The following is a 22,009-nucleotide window of genomic DNA, read 5'->3' as shown; positions in this document are numbered from 1 at the left end:
GCACCCATGTGCGATCACCGCTCCACCATGGGACGGCCCCCGTCCCTCATGGCCATCGGTCCCCGACGCCGCGACCGGCCGCGCGCCGTCGCTCCACAGGACCAGACCTGTGGCACATGGTGACGGTGTGGACAGCGTCGCCGTCGCGGCGCCACACTCGGCTCGATCCCCTCGCGGGGGAACGGGACGGAGGGCGGAGGCGCGATGCTGCGACGTACGGTCCGAGTGCTTCTTTCGGTTGTCATGGCCATGGCTGCGGCCACGGGTGGAGTGCTGGCCACGGCCGGCCCGGCCCAGGCCGACGAGTGCTACACCTGGAACCGCACCCTGTCCGAGGGCATGTCCGGCTCCGACGTGACGGAGTTGCAGATCCGGGTGGCCGGACATGTCACCTCCGGTGAGATCCTCACCGTCGACGGGGCGTTCGGCGCGCGGACCAAGGCCGCGGTGGCCAAGTTCCAGCAGGCGTACGGGCTCGCGGCGGACGGTGTCGCCGGTCCCGCGACGTTCAGCAAGATCTACGCGCTCCAGGACCCCGACTGCACGCCGATCCACTTCAGCTACGCCGAGCTGAACAAGTGCAACTCCACCTGGTCCGGCGGCGCGGTCAGTGCGGCGACGGCCAAGTCGAACGCCCTGCGCACCATGTGGAAGCTGGAGGCCATGCGGCGCGCACTGGGTGACACCCCGCTCGTCGTGACCAGCGGATTCCGTTCGTACTCCTGCAACAGCGCGGTCGGCGGCGCCTCGAACAGCCGGCACCTGTACGGGGACGCCGCCGATCTGGTCGGCAATCCCACGCTCTGCCGGCTCGCCCAGCAGGCCCGCACGCACGGATTCGGCGGGATCTTCGGCCCGGGCTACCCCGGCCACGACGACCACACCCACGTCGACGGACGCACCAGCCGCTCCTGGTCCGCGCCCACGTGCGGCATCTGACCGACGGCTCCCCGGCACCGCCGCTCTCCCTCGCTCCGCCCTCACCGAGTAGGAGTGCCCTGATGTCGTCCCGTCCCCTTCGGCGCGCCCGCGCCGCGACGGCCCTGCTGGCGCTGCTCGCCGGCGTGGGCCTGGGCGTGCCCGGGCCCGCCGCGGCGGATTCCGCGTCCGGGAACCGGCGGACCGTCGCCTACCACGGCTACCGCCTCCAGGTGCCCGCCGACTGGAAGGTGGTCGACCTGGCCGAGCACCCGCGTGCCTGTCCGCGTCTCGACACACCGGCCGTGTACCTCGGCGAGCCCGGCGACCGGAACGACTGCCCGGCCCGGGTCGTCGGCCGTACGGCGGGCATCGTCGTCGAGCCGATCACCGCACGCTCCGCCGGCCGGGCGACGGAGGTGACCGCGCGGGCGCCGCGCGGGAAGGCCACCGCTCCGGCGGCGTCCACGGACGGCACCCTGCGGCTCGCCGTCGAGGACGCCGGGGTCCTCGTCACCGCCGCCCACACGCCGGGGACCGAGCGCCTCGTGCGCGACGTGCTCGCCTCGGCCGAACTGACGCCGGATGCCCGGCGCACCGCGCTCCCCCGCACCGCACGGCACACGCTCCCCCGCACCGCACGGCACACGGCGTCCGCCGCCCCGGTCGCCGCCGGGCCGCAACCGGGCACCTACCTGGGCAAGGGCTTCGACGCCTGCACGGCGCCCTCCCAGGCCGCCATGGACGCCTGGCGGTCCGGTTCGCCGTACGGCGCGGTGGGCGTCTACATCAGCGGTTCCTTCCGCGGCTGCGCCCAGCCGAACCTGACCGCGAGCTGGGTGGCCGAGCAGACGGGCAAGGGCTGGCGCCTGATCCCCATCGACGTCGGCCGCCAAGCTCCGTGCACCGGTTACTCGTTGAGGATGTCCGCCGACCCGGCCACGGCCAGGGCCCAGGGCGCCACCGCGGCCGCCGACGCCATCACCGCCGCGTCGAACCTCGGCATTCCGGCGGGCAGCGCGCTCTACAGCGACATCGAGGCGTACACCTCGACCGCCTCCTGCAAGGCCGCCGTCCTGTCCTACCTGTCCGGCTGGACCGAGCGGCTGCACAGCGGCGGTTACCTGTCCGGGTTCTACTCCAGCGCCGCCTCCGGTATCAGGGACGCGGCCGAGGAGTACGGCAACAGCGCCTACACCCGGGTCGACCACATCTTCTACGCCTGGTGGAACGGCGCGGCCGACACCGACACCGGCCCGTACGTGCCGTCCACCCACTGGTCCGGCCACCAGCGCATCCACCAGTACGCGGGCGAGGTCACCGAGTCCTACGGCGGCCACACGATCACCATCGACCGCGACTACCTCGACGTGGCCACCGGTACCTCCCCGCAGCCCGGTTGCGCCACGGTGAACCTCGACTTCACCGCCTACGGCACCGTCCGGAGCGGGTCGACCGGCCCCCTGGTCATGGCAGCCCAGTGCCTGCTGCGGGCCGCCGGCCACGACCCGGGCACCCCGGACGGGATCTTCGGCCCGGGCACCACCACCGCCGCCAGGAACTTCCAGTCCGGTGCGGGGCTGGCGGCGGACGGCGTGATCGGCGCCAGGACGTGGACCGCGCTGCTGTCGCGCGGGACCACGCCGACCCTGCGGGAGGGTGCGACGGGCGAGGCCGTCACCCGGCTGCAACGCGCGCTGACCGCCGCACTCGGCCGCACGGTGAGCATCGACGGTGTCTTCGGCCCCGGCACCACGCAGGCCGTGCGCGACTACCAGTCCACGCGGGGGCTGGTGAACGACGGCGTCGCCGGCTCCGCCACCTGGGGCGCCCTCCAGTCAGGAAGGTGAGAAAGGCATCATGAGACAACTCGGCCGTGTCATCGCGCTGTTCGCGGCGGTGGCCGCCCTCCTCCTCGGAGCGGGCCTGCCCGCGCAGGCCTTTCCGCAGGCCGCGTTCCCCCTCACGAGCAACGGCAACCGGGGCACCGACGTCATCGCCCTGCAGCACCTGCTCGCCGCACACGGCCGTCCGGTGACCGTCGACGGCGTCTTCGGTTCCGGCACCCACAGTGCCGTCGTGGCGTTCCAGCAGGCCGAGGGGCTGACCGCCGACGGCGTCGTCGGCCCCGCCACCTGGGGCGCGCTCGCCGTCACCGTACGGCAGGGCGACGACGGCCCCGCGGTGCGGGCCGTCCAGACGCTGCTCAACGCGAAGCGGTCGGCCGGGCTGTCGGCGGACGGGGCGTTCGGGCCCGCCACGCAGACGGCGGTCCGCGCCTTCCAGTCACACGCCGGGCTCGGCGCTGACGGCGTCGTCGGGCCGGCCACCTGGAAGAACCTGCTGTGGCACTACGAGAACATCGACTTCGGCCCGGGCACGATGTGCGCGCAGAGCCCTGACGGCAACGCGAACGCGCACTGGGCGACGGCGGGTGCCGTCGCCCAGCTCGAAGCGGCCGCCGCCGCCTTCGCGGGCACCGGGAACGGCCCCCTGCCGGTCGGCGACGCGAGCTTCGAGCACGGCGGGGACATCCCCGGCCACGCCAGCCACGAGGTCGGGCTGGACATCGACGTGTGGCCGGTGCGCACCGACTCGGCGCAGTGCACCGCGGGCCGCATCACCTGGCAGTCGGCGACGTACGACCGCGCGGCCACCCGCCGCCTCGTCCAGGAGATCCGCGCGAAGGCCCCCGGCCACATCGAGCTGATCTACTTCAACGACCCTCAGCTGATCTCGGAAGGCTTGACGACGAGCTACCCCAACCACGACAACCACCTGCACATCCGCTACCGGTGAGCGGGCGGGCCAGGGGGTCGTACGGCCCCCTGGCTCCCACCTGGACCGTGTGCGCCGGCCGGCCTCAGCGGCCCTCCTGCTCCAGCCGTTCCCGGGCCTGGGTCGCGAGGACCGCGGCCTGGATGCGACGCTCGACACCGAGCTTGGCCAGCAGCCGGGAGATGTGGTTCTTCACCGTCTTCTCGGCGAGGTAGAGCCGCCGGCCGATCTGGCGGTTGGTGAGGCCCTCCCCGATGAGGGCCAGGATCTCCCGCTCCCGCTCGGTGAGACCAGGCAGCGCGTCGGGCTCCGGCTCCGGCTCCTGCGTCTGGCGCAGCCGGGCCATGAGCCTGGCCGTGGCACTCGGGTCGAGCAGGGACTGCCCGGCGGCCACCGTGCGGACCGCGGACACCAGGTCGGAGCCCTGGATCTGCTTGAGCACGTACCCGGACGCACCGGCCATGATCGAGTCCAGCAGGGCCTCCTCGTCGTCGAAGGAGGTCAGCATCAGACAGGCCAGGTCCGGCATCCGGGAACGCAGCTCCCGACACACGGACACGCCGTCGCCGTCGGGCAGCCGGACGTCGAGCACCGCGACGTGCGGGCGCAGGGCGGGCACCCGCACGAGGGCCTGCTCGGCAGTGGCGGCCTCGCCGACGACGGCGATGTCCGGTTCGTCGTCGAGCAGGTCGTGCACCCCGCGTCGTACCACCTCGTGGTCGTCCAGCAGGAAGACCCGGATCGGGTGGTCGGGGCCGGGCTTCTCGCCGTCCGCCATCACATGCTCCTCGTCCCGCGCTGTCGCATCCCGCACCGGGCCCCGCCCGCCGGGCGGCTTCCGATCCCTCCTACCGCAGATCCTGCGCGATGCGGGGCCGGAGGACCAGGGCCGATCGGCCCTGGTCGCCCTCACACCGCGCATCCGCAACGAGTACCCGGCCACAGCGTGTCCCACCGGCAGGGGCGGACGCGGCAGCCGGGGCTGCCGCGGACGCGCCACGAGCGGTTACGTTGAGGTCATCGGCGTGGACCACCGGGCTCGGAGGGGCGCATGGCAGGCAAGAAGACGGCGAAGGTGCCGCGCGCGGCGTACGAGCGGGAGCTGCTGCGGCTGCAGACGGAGCTGGTGAAGCTCCAGGAGTGGGTGCGCGCGGAGGGAGCCCGGCTCGTCGTGGTCTTCGAGGGCCGGGACGCCGCCGGCAAGGGCGGCACCATCAAGCGGGTCACCGAACACCTCAACCCGCGGGTCGCCCGCATCGCGGCCCTGCCCAAGCCGACCGAGCGCGAGCGGACCCAGTGGTACTTCCAGCGGTACGTGGAGCAGCTGCCGGCCGCCGGTGAGATCGTGCTGTTCGACCGGTCCTGGTACAACCGGGCCGGTGTGGAGCATGTGATGGGCTTCTGCACACAGGAGGAGTACCAGCTCTTCCTGCGCCAGTGCCCGATCTTCGAGCGGATGCTGGTGGAGGACGGGATCCTGCTGCGCAAGTACTGGTTCTCGGTGAGCGACGGTGAGCAGCAGGAGCGTTTCCGGCGCCGGCTGGAGGATCCCCTCAGGCGCTGGAAGCTGTCCCCGATGGACCTGGAGTCGCTCAGGCGCTGGGAGGCGTACTCGCGGGCGAAGGACGAGACGATGGTGCACACCGACATCTCCGAGGCGCCGTGGTACGTCGTGGAGAGCGACGACAAGCGCCGGGCGAGACTGAACATGATCGCCCACTTGCTCGGCTCGGTGCCGTACCACGACGTGCCGCCGCCGGTGCTGGAGCTGCCGGAGCGGCCCGAGTCGACCGGCTACCAGCGCCCGCCGCGCGACCTGCAGACCTACGTCCCCGACCACGCGGCGAGCCTTTGAGCCGGCGTCCGTCGAACACCCGGGCCTTTTTCAGGCGCCGTGGTCCTGGCGGGGGACGACCGCGACCGGCGCGACGGCGTGGTGCAGCACGGTGTGCGTGGCAGCCGTGAGCGAGGAACAGGGCCGACAGGAGCCCCTCCCCCGGCGCCGTACGACCCGCACGTCCCCGCAGGCGACTCCGTCTTCGCCGCCCTGCGCGTCGGCGCCCGGGGCTACCTGCTCAAGGAGGCGGACGGCACCGGCGTCCACCGGGCCCTGCTCGGTGTTGCCCGCGGCGAGGCGGTCTTCGGGCCCCGGATCGCCCAGCGTGTGCTGTCCCACTGGGCCGCGCCGCCGCCCGCCGTGAGAACCGCCCTGCCCTTTCCGCATCTCACCGACCGCGAACGCGAGACGCTCGACCTGATCTCCCGGGGCCTGGACAACGCGTCCATCGCGCGTCGCCTGAACCTCTCCGAGAAGACCGTCCGCAACCGCGTCGGCGACGTCCTGGCGAAACTCCACGCCCGCTCGCGTACCGAGGCGGCGGCGCTCGCGCGGGACGCGGGGCCGGGGCATCCCCGCCCCTCCGGGCAGGAGCGGACGCGGCTCAACGGGCCAGCAGGTCCCGGATCGTCGCCGTGATCTCGTCCGGCGCCTCCTCGGCCATGAAGTGCCCGGCCCGGGTCAGCCGGTGGTCCAGGTCCGGCGCCCAGGCCCGCCACACGCCGGCGGCGTCGTAGCCCAGGCGCGCGCCCCAGTCCTGCTGGACGACCGTCACGGGCATGGCCAGTTGCGAGCCGGCGTCCAGGTCCGCCTGGTCGTGGGTGACGTCGATGCCCGCCGAGGCCCGGTAGTCGGCGACGATCGACGGCACGGCGGCGGCGCTCGCCCGCAGGTACGCGGACCGGATCTGCGGCGGCAGGGCGGCCGGGTCGCCGGCCCAGGCGTCGAGGAACGAGCCGAAGAACGCGTCCGCGCTGTTGGCGATCATCGTCTCGGGCAGGCCGGGCGGCTGCGCCATCAGGAAGAGGTGGTAGCCGACCGCCGCCGGGACGCCGTGCAGCACGTTCCACATGTCGAGTGTCGGCACGATGTCGAGGATGCCCAGGTGCGTGATGGTCTCCGGGTGGTCCAGTCCGGCCCGGAAGGCGACCAGCGCCCCCCGGTCGTGCCCGACGAGGGCGAAGTGGTCGTGGCCGAGGGCGGCCGCCAGCTTCACGATGTCGGCGGCCATGGTGCGCTTGGCGTAGACCTCGGGACCGGTGGCCGCCGGCTTGTCGCTGGCGCCGTAGCCGCGCAGGTCGGGGCAGATCACGGTGTGCCCGGTGGCGAGCCGCTCGGCGACGTGCCGCCACATCAGGTGGGTCTGGGGGAAGCCGTGCAGCAGCACGACCGGGCTGCCGCTGCCGCCGACGGCGGCGGCCAGCTCCACACCGTCCGCGCCGGGCAGGCGGACGTGGTCGAAACCGGGAAACGTGAGCGTCATGGGAAGCCGTCCTTCTGGCAGGGAGTGACGGGATCAGCCTGGGCGACGCCGATCAGCAGCCGATCAGTGCGGCTGGGCGGGCCCCGCTGCGGGCACGGAGGATGGGGGCATGCGAATCGACGTGCTCGGTGCCGTACGGGCCTTCCACGACGACGGCCGTCCGGTGGGCCTGGGCGGGCCCCGTCACCGCGAGGTGCTCGCCCGGCTCGTCGCCGCCGAGGGGCGGATGGTCCCGACCGACACCCTCGTCGCCGACCTGTGGACCGATCCGCCGGCGCGAGCCGTGGGCGCCGTGCGTACGTTCGTCGCCGCGCTGCGCCGTGCCCTCGAACCCGACCGGCCGCCCCGCGTCCCGCCGCACGTCCTGGTCACCGAGGGTCCCGGTTACGTGCTGCGCCTGCCGCGTGAGGACGTGGACGCGCATCGCTTCCAGGACACCCTGGCCCGCGCGCGGCGCGACCCCGGCGCCGTCACGGAACTCGGCACGGTGCTCGCGGCCTGGCGGGGACCCGCCTACGCCGATGTGACCGGCTCCGCGTGGGCGGAACGCGAGCGGACCCGCTTGGAGGAGCTCAGGCTGGAGGGGGTGGAACTGCACGCCCGCATCCTCCTCGATGCCGGGGAAGGGGCCGGCCTCGTCCCCGAACTGAGGACCCACGTCGCCGAGCACCCCTGGCGGGAGCCGGCCTGGGGACTGCTCGCCCGCGCCCTGCACCGGGCGGGCCGCCGGGCCGACGCGCTGGCCACCCTCCGCCGCGCCCGCGCCATGCTCGTCGGCCAGCTCGGGCTCGACCCCGGTGCCGAACTCCGGAACCTGGAGACCGACCTCCTCAACGGCACCGTGCCCGGCGCGGCGGCCACCACCTCATGGACCGGCTCCGGGGTCCGGCTCGGTCCGCGCACCACCGTGGACCTGGCACGCACCCTCGCGCTGGCCGGTGGCGACGCGCTGGTCCACTCGCGACGCGACCGCCTCGCCGCCGTCGAGGCGGCGGAACGCACAAGCGACCTCTTCCTGACCGCCCGGGTCATCGGCGCCTACGACGTGCCGGCCCTCTGGAGCCGGGCCGACGACCCCGAGCAGTCCCGTGCGGTCGTCGCGGCCGCCGAGCGCACGCTGAGCGCGCTCGGCCCCGGCTGCCCCGCCGACCTGGCCGCCCGGCTCCTGGCCACGGTCGCCGTCGAGAGCCGCAGCGCCGATCTGTCCGGCCCCGAGCTCACACACGCGTGGCAGGCGGCCCGGCAGGCGGAGGCGCTGGCCCGGGACCTGGCCGATCCCGCCCTGCTGGCGTTCGCTCTGAACGGCGTGTTCCTGCAGTCCTTCGCCCGCCCCGGCCTCGCTGCGCGCCGGGACCGGATCGGCGCCGAGATCCTCGACCTGGCCACCCGTCACGAACTGCCGAACTTCGCGGTGCTGGGCCGGCTCGTGCGCCTGCAGTCCGCCTCGGCGCTGGGCGATCTCGACGCCGCGGCCGCGCACGCCGAGGCCGCCGAACGGCTCGCCGCCCACACGGAGGCACCGCTCGTCCCCGTCCTCACCGGATGGTTCCGGGCCCGGGTCGCGGCCGCGCGCAGCACCGAACCGGGCGGTCCGGCCGCCGCCGCCGCGGCAGCCCACTACCGCGCCGCCGAGGACACCCTCAGGACTGCCGGCATGCCGGGGCTGCACCGCGGCCTGTTCCCGCTCGCTCTCCTGGGCCTGCGTCTGCTGCACGACCGGCCCGCGCCCACCGATCCCCGCCTCGACTGGGGCCCGTACCGGCTCTGGGCGCGCCCGCTGGTGCTGCTCGCCCAGGGCGGGGAGGAGCAGGCCCGTGCGGCCCTCGCCGCGGTGCCCAAGCCCCCGCGCGACCACATGCAGGAGGCCCTGTGGTGCCTGACCGCCCGTGCCGCCGTACGCCTCGGCGAGCGCGGTGTCGCCGCGCGCGCCGCTGCCGCCCTGCGCGGCGCCCGCACCGAACACGCGGGCGCCACCTGCGGCATGCTCACCCTGGGCCCGGTGACGCGGTACCTGGCCGAGGCGGAGGCGTGCGTCGAGGCGGGATGAGCGAAAGCGATCGGTTCACCCGCCTGCCCGGCATCGTCCCCGGCCGGAGGGACGTCACCGCGCGTGGGACACGGCGCTCAGCACGGCTCCGTGGACGGCACGGGCCAGGCGGGAACCCCACCGGGAGCGCGGACCCATGAAGGCGTGGACCTCCCGGCCGGAGCCCGTGCGCGCGGCGACGCACACGGCGTCGGTGGGTGTGCCGGAGCAGTCGTAGCCTGCCTCCAGCAGCGCTTGGACCTTGGCTTCCGTGGCGGTGGCGACCGCGTTGACCAGGGCCGCGTCGGTCAGCGCCACGGGCAGCGCGACGATGATGTTGACGGTGCCGGGCCGTACGGGAGCGACCGTGCCCCCGGCGGGAGAGGCGGCCCAGCCCCGCACGCCGAGCCCCGCGGTGACGACGGCCTCCACACCGCCGTCGCACGAGAGGCCGTACGCCCGGACGTCGGCGGCCGTCATCAGTCCCACGCCCGTCCCCCGTGCGCCGGCGTCCCGGGCCAGGTCGGCGAGGTGCCGCTCCGGGTCGGTACGCCGGTATCCGTGCGACACCTGCGCGTTGAGGACCCACTCGCGCGGCCCGATCCCACCGCCGAGCACGGCGCTGCCGATCATGCGCCAGTCGCCCCCCGCCCGCCACAGCAGACCGTGCAAGCGCTCGCCGTCCTCGACCCGGGTGAGGTGCTGCACGCGAAGCAGCCCGGGGACGGCGGGGTGGGGCGAGGGAAGGACGGTGGTCACCGGACGGGAACTCCTTGCGCGGCGGGGCCGGATGATCCTATGTCCCACCGTCACGGCCCGGGCACCGGGACCGCTTCACCGGCGTCAGCGTTCGCTCACCGGCACCCGCCACACCAGCGTCGTACCTCCGTCCTCCGGGCAGGTCCACTCGAGCTCGCCGCCCAACTGCCGGGCCCGTTCCGCCATGTTGGCCAGGCCGCTGCGGCGGCCCTCGGCCGGGATGCCCACACCGTTGTCGGAGACCTCCAGCCGGACCCGGCGGCCGTCGGTCGCGAGGACGACCTCGGCGCGGCCGGCCCGCGCGTGCCGGGCGACGTTGGTCAGGGCTTCCGAGAGGACCGCCATGAGGTGGTCGGCGGTCTCCTTCGGTACCTGCGTGTCGAGCAGACCTTCCATCCGCAGACCGGGCGCGAAGCCCAGCACGGGTGCCGCCTCCCCGACCGCGCGTACCGCGCGGGCCCGCAGGCCGGTGCCCGCGGCGCTCTCACGCGAGCGCAGCCCGAAGATCGTCGACCTGATGATCTTGATGGTTTCGTCCAGGTCGTCGACCGCCCGCGCCACCCGCTCCGAGGCCTCGGGGTGCTCGATGAATCGGCCCGCGCTCTGCAGCGTCATGCCGGTCGCGAACAGCCGCTGGATCGCCAGGTCGTGCAGGTCACGGGCGATGCGGTCACGGTCCTCCAGAAGCGCGATCTGCTCGGCCGTCTGGCGGCGCTCGGCGAGCTCCATGGCGACCGCGGCCTGGGCGGCGAACGCCTTGAGGGGTTCCGTCTCCCGCTCGAAGAACACGGTCTGGCCGGCCTGGCGCACCAGCAGTACGACGCCGCGCACCCCCTCGCCGCTGCCGATCGGAGCGGCCACGGCGGGACCGAGACCGGTGAAGCGCGGCGGGTCCGGCGAGATCCGCTCGTCCTGGGAGACATCGGAGCTGGTGACCGTCGCGGCCTCGGCGAGCGCCCGGCCGATGAGACTCTTCCCGACCGGCAGCACCAGGCCGCGGTGGGCATCCGCGTCCTCCCCGAGGGCCAGTTCCACCGTGAGCGAGGACGTGTCCTCCATGGGCACGGCCACCACCGCGAGTGCGGCGCCGGTGATCTCCATGGCCCGCTCCGCGATCAGCCGGAGGACGCCGTCGCGTTCGCTGCCCGACATGATGGCGTGGGTGATCTCCGCGCTCGCCTGCAGCCAGCGCTCGCGCCGCCGGGACTCCTCGTACAGGCGGGCGTTGTCGATCGCGACGCCCGCAGCGACGGCGAGGGTGGAGAGCACCGACTCGTCGTCCTCGTCGAAGTGCGCGCCGCCCCGCTTCTCGGTCAGGTACAGATTGCCGAAGACCTGGTCGCGCACGCGGATCGGGACGCCGAGGAAGGTGTTCATCGGCGGGTGGTTGGGCGGGAAACCGTACGAGGCGCTGTGCTCGGAGATCTTCACCAGCCGCAGGGGCTCGGGGTGCCGGATCAGCTCGCCCAGGATGCCGTGGCCCTCCGGATAGTTGCCGATGCGGGTGATCTGCTCCTCGGTGAGGCCGACGGTGAGGAAGTCCGACAGCCGTCTGCCGTCGGGCCCGATCACTCCGAGCGCCGCGTACTGGGCGTCGACGAGGACCGCCGCGGCCTGCACGATGCTGTACAGCGCCTGTTCGAGGTCAAGCTCGCGGCCGACCGACAGCACCGCCTCCAGCAGGCTGTGGACCCGGTCGCGGGTGCCCCGGGCCGCGTCGAGGCGTGCCTGCAGCTCCTCAAGCAACTCGTCCAGGCGCAGTTGCGGGAGCCGCACCCGAGCCTCCCGGGCTTCCCGCGCCTCCGCGGAGCTCTCCACGCCCTGTCCTCCTGGTCCGTCCCACCGTGCCACGGGCCGAGCGTCCCGCTCCTCCCACCGTATCGGGGCGCGCATTCCTCGTCGGTCGGCTCGGTGGACGTCTGCCGGATCTCGACAAACATGAGGCCCCTCCGGGTTCGGGTGTCGGGCGGGAGCGGGGACCGGCCGCACGTGTCCCACCGTCATGGCCCAGGCACCGGGACCGGCGCACCGGCCCCCACAGGGCCGATCGGTCCCTGCCGCGGTCCCCGGGCGTCCCGCTCGTCCGGGTCACGTCGTCCGCGACGGCCCTGAGGGCCGGTGGTGCGTGCTGGTCCGTCCAGGGGAACCCGGTGCCCGGACCCGCGCGGCTGTCGCGGAGGGACCATCGGCCCGGGCCGTGGCCTGGTAGGCCCCTCTCCATCGAGGCATTTCCGGCCGAGGCTCGTCGGCACAGTACGCCGAGGGTTCGAAGGTCCGTGTCGGCGGACCGCAGCAAGGGAGCGCGCAGTGAGTGATCCGGTGGTCGTCGTGGGGGTGGACGGGTCCGCGTCGAGTCTCGACGCGGTCGACGTGGCGGCGCGCGAGGCGCTGCTGCGCGGGGCTTCCCTGCGGCTGGTGCACGCCTTCGGTCACCCGTCGGGGCACCTGCCCGGTGCGGCACCGTGGAATCCGGCCGGTCACAGCCTCGAACCGATGCTGCGAGGAGAACTGGCCCGGGCGGAGGAGCGAGCACGCACGGTCGCGCCGGGCCTCGACGTCACGCGTTCCGTGGTGGCCGGCGACGCGGTTCGCGTGCTGGAGATCGAGTCGCGTGCCGCGGCGCTGACGGTGGTGGGCCACCGCGGCCTGAGCGGCATCCCGGAGTTGCTGGTGGGTTCCACGGCGGTACACCTGGCCGTTCACGGTCACGGCCCGCTGATGGTGGTGCGCGGCCGGCCGGACCCGTCCGGGCCGGTGCTGCTGGCCGTGGACGGATCCCCGGCCGGGGAGGCAGCGGTCGACTTCGCCTTCGCCGAGGCCGCGTTGCGGCAGGCGCCGCTCGTGGCGCTGCACGTGTGGAACACCTGGAGCGAGCGCGCCTACGAGGGTCCCGGGGATCCGCTCAACGCGGTCGTGGCGGACGCCGAGCGGCTCCGCGAGGCCGAGCAGCACCTCCTGGACCGGACGGTGGCCCGCCGGGAGGCCACCCATCCACAGGTCGTGGTCGAGCGGCGTCTGGTGCGCTCCCGGATCCGCCCCGCGCTCCTCGATGCCGCCAGGGAGGCTCAGCTGGTGGTCGCCGGAACCAGGGGCCGAGGGGGTTTCACCGGTCTGCTGCTCGGCTCGGTCGGCCAGGCGCTGCTCCACCACGCGGAATGCCCGGTCGCCGTCGTCCGCGTCCAGGGATGAACGCGCCTCGCGGCCGGCGTCGCGACTGACCGCACGTCGCGACCGGCCGCGCACGACCCTTCACGTGAGCCATGCGGCGGCCTCGCGGCTGCGGGGCCGTGTCGCGCCCATGCCCTCGATGTCGTGCTCGGCGGCGTCCAGCAGCCGCTGGGCGAGGTCCCTCATGGCCCTGCCCGCGGCCAGTTCCTCGCCGATCTCCGGCACGTTCGCATCGGCCGGGTGGCAGTGCGCCGTCCCACGCCCGGTGATCGCGGTGTCGCCTGTGTCCAGCACGGCGTGTGCCTCGGTCGTTCCCTCGTCGTCCTCGAAAACCCGGAGTCGGACGTTCCATTCCAGGGTGTGCGTCATGGGGTCCCTCCTTGCTCCGTGACTCCAGCTTCGTACCGGACGGAGGCGGCCGCCAAGGCTCGCTCGCCGCTCGCCGCTCGCCGCTCGCTTCTCGCCGCACGCAGGCGACCGCGCCGGAGCGGCCACGCCGTGGAACAGTGGGAGGAGCGGAACACGCGCCCCGCGCGTGCGGGCCGGACGAAGGGGCCAGGATGCGTCTCCCAGTGCTGGCGGGCATCGACGGTTCGGCGCGCGCGACGAGCGCGGCGCACTGGGCGGCGCGGGAGGCCGTGCTGCGTGGTGTCGCGCTGCGGCTGTTGCACGCGTTGCCGCAGTTTCCCGGAGCCTCCGTTCCCGGCCCGGCCCTGGAGCGGCTGCGCGCGCTGGGGGCCGAGGTGCTGCGGCGGGCGGTCGCGGACCTCACCGAACGCCACCCGGGTCTCGAAGTGGAGGCCCGGCAGGCGGGTGAGGCCCCGGCCGACGCCCTGCTCGGCGCGGCCCGGGACGCCGGCCTGATCGTCGTGGGCGCCCGCGGTGCGGGCGGCTTCGAGGGGCTGGCGGTCGGGTCCGTCGCCCTGCGGACGGCGGCGGCCGCGCCGTGCCCCGTCGTGCTCGTCCCGGGCCACCCCGGCACCTTCGCCGAGCGAACGCCCGCGGTCCGCGGCACGGGCCAGGTCGTGCTGGGCTTCGACGCTCACCGTCCGGCCGGTGAGGCGGCGGGCTTCGCGTTCCCGGCCGCCGAGGCGCGCGCCGCGCGTCTGCGCGTGGTGCAGGCCTGGGCCCTGCCGGCCGAGTCCGTCTCGCCCCGCAGCCTCGTGGTGACCGAGGAGGACCGCGCCACCTGGGAGGACCAGGAGGTCCTCGGTCTCTCCGACGCCCTGCGCCCGTGGCGGGAGAAGTACCCGCGCGTGGCGGTCGCCACCGATCTGATGCTGCTCCCTCCCGCGGAGGCGCTGGTGAACGCCTCCCGGAGCGCGGACCTGCTCGTCGTGGGGCGCCGCACCGAGACGCGGACGGCCGAAGGCCGCCTCGGCCCGGTCACTCACGCCGTGCTGCACCACGCCCGCTGCCCGGTCGCCGTCGTACCGTACGCCGCGTGACGGTTCAGCCGTAGAACACCCCGAACTCGTCGTAGAGCGGCGCCGCCACCACCTTGTTCTCGGCCGTGGCCTCCGCGAGGGGGACCCGGACGATGTCCGTGCCGCGCAGGGCCACCATGCAGCCGAAGTCCCCTTGCCGGACGGCGTCGATGGCGTGCAGCCCGAAGCGGGTGGCCAGCCACCGGTCGAAGGGGCTCGGGGTGCCGCCGCGCTGGATGTGGCCGAGGACGGTGGTGCGGGCGTCCTTCTCGGTGCGGGCCGAGATCTCCTGGGCCAGCCATTCGCCGATGCCGGACAGCCGCACATGGCCGTACTCGTCCAGCGACCGGTCCTTCACCACCAGCTGTCCCTCCTTGGGGACGGCCCCTTCGGCCACGACGACGATGGGCGCGTAGTTGATCTCGAAGCGGCGCCTCACCTGCTCGCAGACCTCGTCGATGTCGAACGGCCGCTCCGGGATGAGGATGACGTTGGCGCCACCCGCGACGCCGGCGTGCAGCGCGATCCAGCCCGAGTGCCGCCCCATGACCTCCACGACGAGGGCGCGCATGTGTGATTCGGCGGTGGTGTGGAGGCGGTCGATGGCCTCCGTGGCGATCCCGACGGCGGTGTCGAAGCCGAAGGTGAAGTCGGTGCCCGAGACGTCGTTGTCGATGGTCTTCGGCACGCCGACCAGGTTGATCCCCTGCCGGCTGAGCTCCGTGGCCGCGCCGAGCGTGTCCTCCCCGCCGATCACGACGAGCGCGTCCACGTCGTTCGCGGCGAGGGTCTCCCGCACCCGCTCCAGCCCGTTCTCGTGCTTGAACGGGTTCGTGCGCGACGAGCCGAGGATGGTCCCGCCCCGCGGGAGGATGCCCCGCACGCTGGAGATGTCCAGGGGGACGACGTCGTTCTTGAGGAGGCCGAGCCAGCCGTCCCGCACTCCGACGAACTCGAAGGAGTACTCCTGCACGCCCTTGCGGACGGCGCTGCGGATCACGGCGTTGAGGCCCGGACAGTCACCGCCGCCGGTCAGCACTCCGACCTTCATGGGTCCTCTCCCATCCGCTGCGCACCCGTCCGGTCGCGGCCCTCGTCACGAGCGGGGACCGCTGCGGGGCCCATGAACCGCCGGGCCTTCCACCAGCGTCCCTCGCTTCCGCGGGCGATGGCCACTCGACGGACGCCGACCGGCGGGCGCGACGCCGGGACAGGTGCGCCGGTGGGCGGGGCGCTGCGCCGGTGGGCGGGTGGGTCGGGGGCGCAGGTCCCGGTCCGGGGCCGTATGGCCCCATATCGATGCCCGAGCGGCCCGTGGTGTCCCCGCCCCCGTGCGGCGCAGGCTGACATCAGGGGACCGCATCGGTACGCGGAGGACATCATGCACATCAGTCCGCACATCGTCAGCGACGTCATGACCCCCACCGTCGTGGCGGTGGGCCGTGACGCCTCGTTCAGGGACATCGTCAAGATCATGCAGCAGTGGAAGGTCAGTGCCGTTCCCGTGCTGGAGGGCGAGGGCCGGGTGATCGGTGTCGTGTCCGAGGCGGATCTGCTGCTCAAGGAGGAGTTCCGGGACAGCGACCCCGACCGGTTCACCCAGATGCGTCGCCTGTCCGACCTGGCCAAGGCCGGCGGTCTGACCGCCGCCGACCTGATGAGCGCCCCGGCCGTCACCGTCCGTCCCGACGCCACGCTCGCGCACGCCGCCCGCGTCATGGCCCGGCGCAAGGTCAAGCGGCTGCCGGTCGTCAGCGACGAGGGGCTCCTGGAAGGCGTGGTCAGCCGGGCCGATCTGCTCAAGATCTTCCTGCGGGACGACGACGAGATCGCCGCGGAGGTCCGCAAGGAGATCCTGGCCCCTCTCTTCCCGGCCGCGCCGGAAACGGTCCGGGTTGAGGTCAGCGACGGCGTCGTCACCCTCGCCGGGCGGGTCGGCGACACGTCCCTGGTACCCATCGTCGCCCGCCTGGTGCGTTCCGTCGAAGGCGTCGTCGACGTCGACATGGCCCTGTCCGGCGGGCCCCGGGTGAAGAACCCCGGGTGAGACCCCCGGGCGAGTCCCCTTCCTCCCGCACACCGCACACACCGCGCCCACGGCACCGCGGAACGGTCGCCACCGGGACGCCCGATGGTCACAGTCGGGCCCCGGTACGGTCCCGTGAGGGCCGGAGGAGCTCATTCCGTGCTGCAGTCGGTGCATGGCCTCACCGACCACGGACAGCCGGGACCTCCCCCCGGACCACCCGGTCCGCGAACGCCCTTCCCGTCTGGTCGACATCGTGGTCGCCGTCCTGCTTCTCGTGGCGGACGCGGTCATCGTCGTCGTCGCCACGCTGCTGTTCGTCATGGTCGGCCTGGGCACCGCGCGGTCGCCGCACTCCGGGGCCACCGCCCACCACTCCCGCGACGTTCCCGTCCCGATCTGGTTCGTCGTCTGGGGCCTGCCGGCCGTGGCAGCGGCCGGCGCCGTCGTACACGCCCGCCTCAGGATGCCGGTCACCGCCGTCGTCCAGAGCCTGTTCACGCTCGCGTGCACCTTCCTGGCCGTGATCTGGACGCGCATGCTGCTGTCGTGACGCACTGTCCGCTCGCCGATACCGGGGGCTCACTGATCCGAACAGGGCCGGACAGGGAACAGAGAGCCGTAACGGACACGGTCCTTGACGGAACATCAGCCCGCTCGCCCGAACCGGCGAGTCCTCAGGGCCTGCGGACGGGGGCCGCGCCGACCCAGGCGTGGTACGCCTCAAGGTCGACGTTGCTGCCGCACACGATGGTGACCACATGCCGGCCGGCGAAACGGTCGCGGTTCTCGAGGATCGCCGCGATGCCCAGCGCGGCCGACGGTTCGACGACGAGACCGGCGCGGTCGAGAAGCATGCGCATGCCGGCGACGATCGACGCCTCTTCGACCAGGACGGCGTCGTCGGCGACCAGCAGCAGGTCGTCCAGGACGGCCGGGATGGGACACCGGCCGGCGACGCCGTCGGCGATGGTGACGGCAGAGTCGGTGGTGACGACGCGTCGCCCGCGCCACGAGTGGGTCATCGCCGGTGCGCCCGAGGGCTGGACGCAGATCACCTCGACGTGGGGCGCCAGCTCCTTGAGCACATGGCCCACGCCGGTGGCCAGTGCGCCGCCGCCGAGCGCGATCAGGACGGCGTCGAACGACGGGGCCGCCTCGGCCAGTTCCAGCCCGATGGTCGCCGCGCCCTCGCAGGTCTCCACGTCCAGGCTGTCTTCCAGCAGCCGGATGCCGCTTGCGCGGGCGAGCGCCGCCGCCCGCTCACGGGCCGACTCGTGGTCGCCGTCCACCAGTTCCAGCGTGGCGCCCAGTGCGCGGATGCGATCGAGCTTGGCCGCGGTCGCGAAGCGGGACGCCACGACGGTGACGTCGAGTCCCCGGCCGCGGGCGGACCAGGCCAGCGCCTGACCCAGATTGCCCGCACTGGCGCACACCACGGCTCGCCGGCCGTCCTCGGCGAGCAGACGCGTGACGAGTTCGGTGCCACGGCCTTTGAAACTGCGGACGGGGTTGGCCGTTTCGAGCTTGATGCTCACCGCGCATCCGAGGCCTGGCTCCAGCGCATCGCAGCGGTACAGCGGAGTGCCGAGGAAGACGGGGTCGATCATCCGGGCGGCCGCCCGGATCCGGGCGGTGTCGAGGCGTGTGCGCCGCATGGCGGAGAGCCTAACGCCGCCCCCACACGTGGGCGGCTCCCGCTCCTGCGTACAGGAGGGGAGCCGCCCAGGTGTGTCCGTCAGGTCTGCGCCCGCGCTCGGTCAGGCGTGACGGTGGGTGCGCCGGTTGCCGGTGACGAGACGGTAGAGGGCCAGCAGGATCATGGAGCCGACGATCGCGGCGATCCAGGTGGAGAGTTCGAAGAACCCGTCGATGGAGTCCACGCCGAAGATGACCTTGCCCAGCCAGCCGCCGAGCAGACCGCCGGCGATGCCGATGAGCATGGTGATGATGATGCCGCCGGGGTCCTTGCCCGGCATCAGAGCCTTGGCGATGACGCCCGCGAGCAGCCCGATGATGATCCAAGCAATGATGCCCATGATGCCTCTCCACTTCGCCGTATAAAGACTGTGTTAGGTCATCGGGTGCACAGTTTCGGCCCGAACAAACGTCTCCCTCCGGTAAAGCTCCGTCCACGGCGGCACCAAGATCGATTGTCAGTGGCGGGTGAGAGGGTGGAACCATCGCCGGAACGAGGGGGAGTCGTGACGACCGCAACCCAGAACTACATCAACCACGTTGCTCTTGTGCTGGACGCCAGCTCGTCCATGTCGCATCTGAGCGGCAAGGTGGTCGAGGTCGCCGATCAGCAGATCGCCTATCTCGCGCGCCGTTCGAGGGAGCTGGATCAGGAAACGCGCGTCACGGTGTACGTCTTCGCCGACAAGGTGGAGTGCGTGATCTACGACAAGGACGTGCTGCGCATGCCGTCCCTGAAGCAGCTGTACCGGCCCGGTGGGATGACGGCCCTGCTGGCGGCCGCGCTGAAGTCGCAGAGTGAACTGGCCCAGACGGCCCAGCTGTACGGCGACCACAGCTTCCTGACGTTCGTGCTGACCGACGGACAGGAGAACGCGAGCCATCGGTGCCCGGACGCCCCGTCCCGGGATCCGCGGGAACTGGTCCGTGCCGTGGCCCGGATGATGGAGACGCAGCAGGACAACTGGACGCTCGCGGTCCTGGTGCCGGACCAGATGGGCAAGCGGGAGGCCATGCAGTGCGGCTTCCCCAAGGACAACATCGCGATATGGGACGCCACCAGCACCCAGGGGCTCGAAGAGGCCGGCCAGGTCATCCGGCAGGCCACCGAGAACTTCATGGTGGGCCGCACGCAGGGTATCCGGGGTTCCCGGGCGGTCTTCTCCACCGGCGCCGACGCGGTGAACCAGGACACCATCAAGGCGGCCGGGCTCACGCCGATCGATCCGTCGACGTACCAGCTGATCCCGGTGGCCCGCGACGCGGCGATCCGGGAGTGGGTCACCGAGTGCGGGCACACCTACCGCACGGGTGCGGCGTTCTACCAGCTGAGCAAGTCCGAGAAGATCCAGGCGCAGAAGCAGATAGCGGTGCTGGAGAAGAAGACGGACCGCGTGTACACGGGCCCCTCGGCCCGGACCCTGCTGGGTCTGCCGAACACGGAAGTGCGCGTCAAGCCGGACCACAACGACGACTTCACCATCTTCGTGCAGAGCACCAGCGTCAACCGCAAGCTGGTGTCCAACACCCGCCTGCTGCTGATGCTCTGACAAGTCGTCAGAACAGCTGTCCTCTCAGGTGCGAGGGTCCGCGGCGGCATCGCCCGCCGCCGCGAGACCGAGTTCGCAGGCGCCGAGAGGAGTGAAGAAGCGTTCGACGTCGGCGTCCGTCACCTCGGCAAGGTCGTTCGGCGACCAGCGGGGCCTGCGGTCCTTGTCGACGACCTGGGCACGGATCCCCTCGACCAGGTCGGGTGTGCCGAGAGCCGCGCAGGAGACGCGGTACTCCTGATCCAGGACGCGCTCCAGCGGGCCGAGTTCCCGGGCCCGGCGCAGGGAGGCGAGGGTGACCTTCAGGGCCGTAGGAGATTTGGCGTGCAGGGTCTCCGCTGCCTCCTTGGCCGCGGGGTCGCCGTGTGCGAGCAGCCGGCGCACGATCTCTTCCACGGTGTCGGCGGCGTAGCAGGCGTCGATCCAGTCCCGCTGGTCGTGCAGCGTCCCCCGCGGCGCTGTCCGCTCGACGCGGGCCAGCGCCTCGCTCACGGGCAGTTCGGCCAGGGAGTCGAGGAAGGGGCGCAGGGCCGCCGACGGCACATGGTGGTCGGCGAGCCCGCACAGCAGCGCGTCGGCGGCATCGGCTCGGCTTCCGGTCAGGGCGAGGTGGGTGCCCAGCTCGCCGGGGGCCCGGGCGAGCAGATAGGTGCCGCCCACGTCCGGCACGAACCCGATACCGGTCTCGGGCATGGCGACCTGGGACCGCTCGGTGACGACACGGACGCCGCCGTGGGCCGAGACGCCGACCCCGCCGCCCATCACGATGCCGTCCATGACGGCGAGGTACGGCTTGGGGTAGCGGGCGATCCGCGCATTGAGGCGGTACTCGTCGCGCCAGAACGCCCGGGTGGCGGACCCGTCGCCGTGGCGGGCGTCGTCGTGGATGGCCCGGATGTCGCCGCCGGCACACAGGCCTCGCTCCCCCGCGCCGGTGAGAACGACGGTCTCCACGGCCGGGTCGGCCTCCCACGCGGTGAGCGCCTCGTCGATGCGGCGGACCATCGTGTGCGTGAGGGCGTTGAGGGCGCGAGGCCGGTTGAGCGTGATGTGGGCGGCGCGTCCCGCTGTGTGGAAGAGGACGGGTTCCTCGGCTCCGCTCATCGGGGCCCCTCCGTCGACTCGTGGGCCGGGACGGCGCGCATGTGCAGCTCCCCTTCGGGTTCCGGTGGGCGAGGGTGCCGGACGTCCCTGGCACCCTCGGCCGACGACGAATCGTCTCGCCGCCACCGTACCTTCGGTGCCTGATGCCGGGTCCGGACGGGTCGGCGGGGTGGCGAGGCCGCGGCAGCCGCCTCGCGGAGCGGGGCTGGTGGGGCCTGCCCCACCGGCAAGCCGGTGGCACGCCCCACAGACCGGTCGCTCCCCGTGCCGTTAGCGTCCTGGTCCAGGGGCGCCGGGCCCTCTCGGCGTGCGCACCGGGCGGCGCCGTCTCCCCGATCAAGGGTTTCGCATGCGCAGCCTCGTACATCCACCCCGTGTCACCGCCGCACCCGGGCGGCGGATCGGCGTTCTGACCGCGGTGGCCGTGATGCTCCTGGCCGCCTTCTTCCTGGTGCCCCACGCACTGACCCATGAAGGCGTCCACGTCGGCAACGTCGGACGGAGCTTCCGCCAGGGCATGGCCGTGTACTGGGACTCCGGCAGCCGGGACCTCCCCCGGCAGCTGGACACCACGGTCGGCTTCTGGTTCCGCTTCCACCTCGTGAAAGCCGGTGTCTCCGCGCTCCTCCTCGCCACGGCCGTGCTCCTCGGCGCCGTCCTGTGGCGGTCGTCGCGGCAGCGGGCCGACCGGCCCGGCCGGATGGGCATCGTGCTGCCCGGGGTGCTCGTCGGGCTGCTCGGGCCCTTCGCCCTCGTCGGACTGGTGGCCAATGTGCAGGGCGCGGCGGCACCCTTCGCGTCGCTGTTGCCCCTCCTCACCAGCGGCGGTGGTGACGGCGATGTCGCCGCCGACCTGCCCGGGATCCGCCGGCAGGTCGCCGACTTCCCCACCGGCCGGCACTCCCCCGCCCTCACCATGATGGTCAGGGACTTCGCCCTGTACCACGCGGTCCTGGCGGCTTTGGCCACCGTGGTCGCGCTCGCACTGACCGGTGTCTGTGTCGTCCTGTGGCGGCGGCACCGGGTCACGCACGAGGTCCGTTCGAGGCGTGCGCTGAAGCTCGCTGTCGCCGCCACGGCGTCGGTGGCGGGCATCGCCCTGGTCGTCGCCGTCGCGAACGTGACCAGTGCCGCACACCCGGCCGAGGCACTCGCCGCTCTGCTCGACGGGGGATGGTAGGGCGCTCCGCGTCCGGCCCCCTCGGGCCCCCGTGGGGGAGCCCGGGAGGGCCGGG

Annotated in this window: 21 protein-coding genes; 12 read left to right on the top strand and 9 right to left on the bottom strand. The window is 73.2% G+C overall.

Annotated elements, in window-relative coordinates; translation table 11 throughout:
- Positions 1-204 precede the first annotated feature (204 nt).
- From ACIGAQ_RS28220 to ACIGAQ_RS28210, 3 genes are all read left to right on the top strand, one after another.
- A complete protein-coding gene (locus tag ACIGAQ_RS28220) occupies positions 205-939 on the top strand; it encodes a D-Ala-D-Ala carboxypeptidase family metallohydrolase (protein ID WP_399787550.1) in 735 nt (244 codons plus the stop codon).
- 62 nt (positions 940-1,001) lie between these two features.
- On the top strand, positions 1,002-2,768 hold the full coding sequence (locus ACIGAQ_RS28215) for a glycoside hydrolase domain-containing protein (protein ID WP_399787547.1): 1,767 nt from the start codon (positions 1,002-1,004) through the stop codon (positions 2,766-2,768).
- Between the two features lie 10 nt (positions 2,769-2,778).
- Entirely contained in the window at positions 2,779-3,717 is a 939-nt protein-coding gene (locus ACIGAQ_RS28210; protein ID WP_399787544.1) for a penicillin-insensitive murein endopeptidase, read from the top strand.
- A 64-nt stretch (positions 3,718-3,781) separates the two neighbouring features.
- Here ACIGAQ_RS28210 and ACIGAQ_RS28205 read toward each other — a convergent pair whose 3' ends face one another.
- The gene (locus ACIGAQ_RS28205) at positions 3,782-4,474 is read right to left on the bottom strand and encodes a response regulator transcription factor (RefSeq protein WP_362280122.1); all 693 of its coding nucleotides are present in this window, start codon (positions 4,472-4,474) and stop codon (positions 3,782-3,784) included.
- 273 nt (positions 4,475-4,747) lie between these two features.
- On the opposite strand from ACIGAQ_RS28205, the gene ppk2 reads away from it, so the two are divergent.
- Together ppk2 and ACIGAQ_RS28195 are read left to right on the top strand one after the other, a co-directional pair.
- Positions 4,748-5,551 (top strand): polyphosphate kinase 2, encoded by an 804-nt coding sequence (gene ppk2, locus ACIGAQ_RS28200; protein ID WP_399787541.1) that lies wholly within the window; start codon positions 4,748-4,750, stop codon positions 5,549-5,551.
- A gap of 39 nt (positions 5,552-5,590) precedes the next feature.
- A complete protein-coding gene (locus ACIGAQ_RS28195) occupies positions 5,591-6,172 on the top strand; it encodes a LuxR C-terminal-related transcriptional regulator (protein ID WP_399787538.1) in 582 nt (193 codons plus the stop codon).
- On the opposite strand, the gene ACIGAQ_RS28190 is transcribed toward ACIGAQ_RS28195, so the two are convergent.
- Positions 6,138-7,016 (bottom strand): alpha/beta fold hydrolase, encoded by an 879-nt coding sequence (locus ACIGAQ_RS28190; RefSeq protein ID WP_399787535.1) that lies wholly within the window; start codon positions 7,014-7,016, stop codon positions 6,138-6,140. The two genes, ACIGAQ_RS28195 and ACIGAQ_RS28190, sit on opposite strands and share 35 nt — an antisense overlap.
- 109 nt (positions 7,017-7,125) lie before the next feature.
- Between ACIGAQ_RS28190 and ACIGAQ_RS28185 the strand changes: the two genes are divergently transcribed.
- Positions 7,126-9,063, top strand: coding sequence for a BTAD domain-containing putative transcriptional regulator (locus ACIGAQ_RS28185; protein ID WP_399787532.1), 1,938 nt, complete (start codon positions 7,126-7,128; stop codon positions 9,061-9,063).
- A gap of 54 nt (positions 9,064-9,117) precedes the next feature.
- Here the strand turns inward: ACIGAQ_RS28185 and ACIGAQ_RS28180 are convergent, their stop codons facing one another.
- Both ACIGAQ_RS28180 and ACIGAQ_RS28175 read right to left on the bottom strand, forming a co-directional pair.
- Complete coding sequence (locus tag ACIGAQ_RS28180; protein WP_311678611.1) at positions 9,118-9,801, bottom strand: adenosylcobinamide amidohydrolase; 684 nt, start codon at positions 9,799-9,801, stop codon at positions 9,118-9,120.
- A gap of 84 nt (positions 9,802-9,885) precedes the next feature.
- On the bottom strand, positions 9,886-11,619 hold the full coding sequence (locus tag ACIGAQ_RS28175) for a GAF domain-containing protein (protein WP_399787528.1): 1,734 nt from the start codon (positions 11,617-11,619) through the stop codon (positions 9,886-9,888).
- 489 nt (positions 11,620-12,108) lie between these two features.
- On the opposite strand from ACIGAQ_RS28175, the gene ACIGAQ_RS28170 reads away from it, so the two are divergent.
- The gene (locus ACIGAQ_RS28170) at positions 12,109-12,990 is read left to right on the top strand and encodes a universal stress protein (protein WP_399787525.1); all 882 of its coding nucleotides are present in this window, start codon (positions 12,109-12,111) and stop codon (positions 12,988-12,990) included.
- A 60-nt stretch (positions 12,991-13,050) separates the two neighbouring features.
- Here ACIGAQ_RS28170 and ACIGAQ_RS28165 read toward each other — a convergent pair whose 3' ends face one another.
- A complete protein-coding gene (locus tag ACIGAQ_RS28165; RefSeq protein ID WP_311678617.1) occupies positions 13,051-13,338 on the bottom strand; it encodes a DUF1876 domain-containing protein in 288 nt (95 codons plus the stop codon).
- Positions 13,339-13,529: 191 nt separating this feature from the next.
- Here ACIGAQ_RS28165 and ACIGAQ_RS28160 point away from each other — a divergent pair, with 191 nt between their 5' ends.
- Positions 13,530-14,417, top strand: a complete 888-nt coding sequence (locus ACIGAQ_RS28160) for a universal stress protein (protein WP_399787522.1) — start codon at positions 13,530-13,532, stop codon at positions 14,415-14,417.
- A gap of 4 nt (positions 14,418-14,421) precedes the next feature.
- On the opposite strand, the gene ACIGAQ_RS28155 is transcribed toward ACIGAQ_RS28160, so the two are convergent.
- Positions 14,422-15,447, bottom strand: a complete 1,026-nt coding sequence (locus tag ACIGAQ_RS28155; protein WP_362280097.1) for a 6-phosphofructokinase — start codon at positions 15,445-15,447, stop codon at positions 14,422-14,424.
- Positions 15,448-15,777: 330 nt separating this feature from the next.
- Between ACIGAQ_RS28155 and ACIGAQ_RS28150 the strand changes: the two genes are divergently transcribed.
- Together ACIGAQ_RS28150 and ACIGAQ_RS28145 are read left to right on the top strand one after the other, a co-directional pair.
- Positions 15,778-16,443 carry a CBS domain-containing protein gene (locus tag ACIGAQ_RS28150; RefSeq protein WP_399787519.1) on the top strand — a complete coding sequence of 222 codons (666 nt, stop codon included), beginning with the start codon at positions 15,778-15,780 and terminating at the stop codon, positions 16,441-16,443.
- Positions 16,444-16,597: 154 nt separating this feature from the next.
- Positions 16,598-16,975 (top strand): hypothetical protein, encoded by a 378-nt coding sequence (locus tag ACIGAQ_RS28145; protein ID WP_399787516.1) that lies wholly within the window; start codon positions 16,598-16,600, stop codon positions 16,973-16,975.
- 124 nt (positions 16,976-17,099) lie between these two features.
- Here the strand turns inward: ACIGAQ_RS28145 and ACIGAQ_RS28140 are convergent, their stop codons facing one another.
- Positions 17,100-18,080: a pyridoxal-phosphate dependent enzyme gene (locus ACIGAQ_RS28140; protein WP_311678626.1), complete on the bottom strand. Its 981-nt coding sequence runs from the start codon at positions 18,078-18,080 to the stop codon at positions 17,100-17,102.
- A gap of 102 nt (positions 18,081-18,182) precedes the next feature.
- On the bottom strand, positions 18,183-18,461 hold the full coding sequence (locus tag ACIGAQ_RS28135; RefSeq protein ID WP_362280087.1) for a GlsB/YeaQ/YmgE family stress response membrane protein: 279 nt from the start codon (positions 18,459-18,461) through the stop codon (positions 18,183-18,185).
- Positions 18,462-18,689: 228 nt separating this feature from the next.
- Here ACIGAQ_RS28135 and ACIGAQ_RS28130 point away from each other — a divergent pair, with 228 nt between their 5' ends.
- Complete coding sequence (locus ACIGAQ_RS28130; RefSeq protein ID WP_311679271.1) at positions 18,690-19,670, top strand: VWA domain-containing protein; 981 nt, start codon at positions 18,690-18,692, stop codon at positions 19,668-19,670.
- Between the two features lie 24 nt (positions 19,671-19,694).
- Here the strand turns inward: ACIGAQ_RS28130 and ACIGAQ_RS28125 are convergent, their stop codons facing one another.
- Entirely contained in the window at positions 19,695-20,774 is a 1,080-nt protein-coding gene (locus ACIGAQ_RS28125; protein ID WP_311678628.1) for an enoyl-CoA hydratase/isomerase family protein, read from the bottom strand.
- 349 nt (positions 20,775-21,123) lie between these two features.
- Between ACIGAQ_RS28125 and ACIGAQ_RS28120 the strand changes: the two genes are divergently transcribed.
- Positions 21,124-21,954, top strand: a complete 831-nt coding sequence (locus ACIGAQ_RS28120) for a tat (twin-arginine translocation) pathway signal sequence (RefSeq protein ID WP_399787511.1) — start codon at positions 21,124-21,126, stop codon at positions 21,952-21,954.
- Positions 21,955-22,009 lie beyond the last annotated feature (55 nt).

This window comes from Streptomyces sp. NPDC085932 (assembly GCF_044540525.1).
GTDB classification, from domain to species: domain Bacteria; phylum Actinomycetota; class Actinomycetes; order Streptomycetales; family Streptomycetaceae; genus Streptomyces; species Streptomyces levis.
The sequence above is the reverse complement of the archived record's forward strand: the minus strand, read 5'-3'. Positions and strand labels throughout refer to the sequence as shown.

Bases quoted from the DNA above. Each gene is read 5' to 3' on its own strand.
- ACIGAQ_RS28190 (WP_399787535.1), bottom strand. From the start codon at position 7,016: ATGACGCTCACGTTTCCCGGTTTCGACCACGTCCGCCTGCCCGGCGCG.
- ACIGAQ_RS28145 (WP_399787516.1), top strand. From the start codon at position 16,598: ATGGCCTCACCGACCACGGACAGCCGGGACCTCCCCCCGGACCACCCG.
- ACIGAQ_RS28215 (WP_399787547.1), top strand. From the start codon at position 1,002: ATGTCGTCCCGTCCCCTTCGGCGCGCCCGCGCCGCGACGGCCCTGCTG.
- ACIGAQ_RS28135 (WP_362280087.1), bottom strand. From the start codon at position 18,461: ATGGGCATCATTGCTTGGATCATCATCGGGCTGCTCGCGGGCGTCATC.
- ACIGAQ_RS28120 (WP_399787511.1), top strand. From the start codon at position 21,124: ATGCGCAGCCTCGTACATCCACCCCGTGTCACCGCCGCACCCGGGCGG.
- ppk2 (WP_399787541.1), top strand. From the start codon at position 4,748: ATGGCAGGCAAGAAGACGGCGAAGGTGCCGCGCGCGGCGTACGAGCGG.
- ACIGAQ_RS28125 (WP_311678628.1), bottom strand. From the start codon at position 20,774: ATGAGCGGAGCCGAGGAACCCGTCCTCTTCCACACAGCGGGACGCGCC.
- ACIGAQ_RS28140 (WP_311678626.1), bottom strand. From the start codon at position 18,080: ATGCGGCGCACACGCCTCGACACCGCCCGGATCCGGGCGGCCGCCCGG.
- ACIGAQ_RS28160 (WP_399787522.1), top strand. From the start codon at position 13,530: ATGCGTCTCCCAGTGCTGGCGGGCATCGACGGTTCGGCGCGCGCGACG.
- ACIGAQ_RS28220 (WP_399787550.1), top strand. From the start codon at position 205: ATGCTGCGACGTACGGTCCGAGTGCTTCTTTCGGTTGTCATGGCCATG.
- ACIGAQ_RS28165 (WP_311678617.1), bottom strand. From the start codon at position 13,338: ATGACGCACACCCTGGAATGGAACGTCCGACTCCGGGTTTTCGAGGAC.
- ACIGAQ_RS28185 (WP_399787532.1), top strand. From the start codon at position 7,126: ATGCGAATCGACGTGCTCGGTGCCGTACGGGCCTTCCACGACGACGGC.
- ACIGAQ_RS28210 (WP_399787544.1), top strand. From the start codon at position 2,779: ATGAGACAACTCGGCCGTGTCATCGCGCTGTTCGCGGCGGTGGCCGCC.
- ACIGAQ_RS28205 (WP_362280122.1), bottom strand. From the start codon at position 4,474: ATGGCGGACGGCGAGAAGCCCGGCCCCGACCACCCGATCCGGGTCTTC.
- ACIGAQ_RS28130 (WP_311679271.1), top strand. From the start codon at position 18,690: ATGTCGCATCTGAGCGGCAAGGTGGTCGAGGTCGCCGATCAGCAGATC.
- ACIGAQ_RS28155 (WP_362280097.1), bottom strand. From the start codon at position 15,447: ATGAAGGTCGGAGTGCTGACCGGCGGCGGTGACTGTCCGGGCCTCAAC.
- ACIGAQ_RS28150 (WP_399787519.1), top strand. From the start codon at position 15,778: ATGCACATCAGTCCGCACATCGTCAGCGACGTCATGACCCCCACCGTC.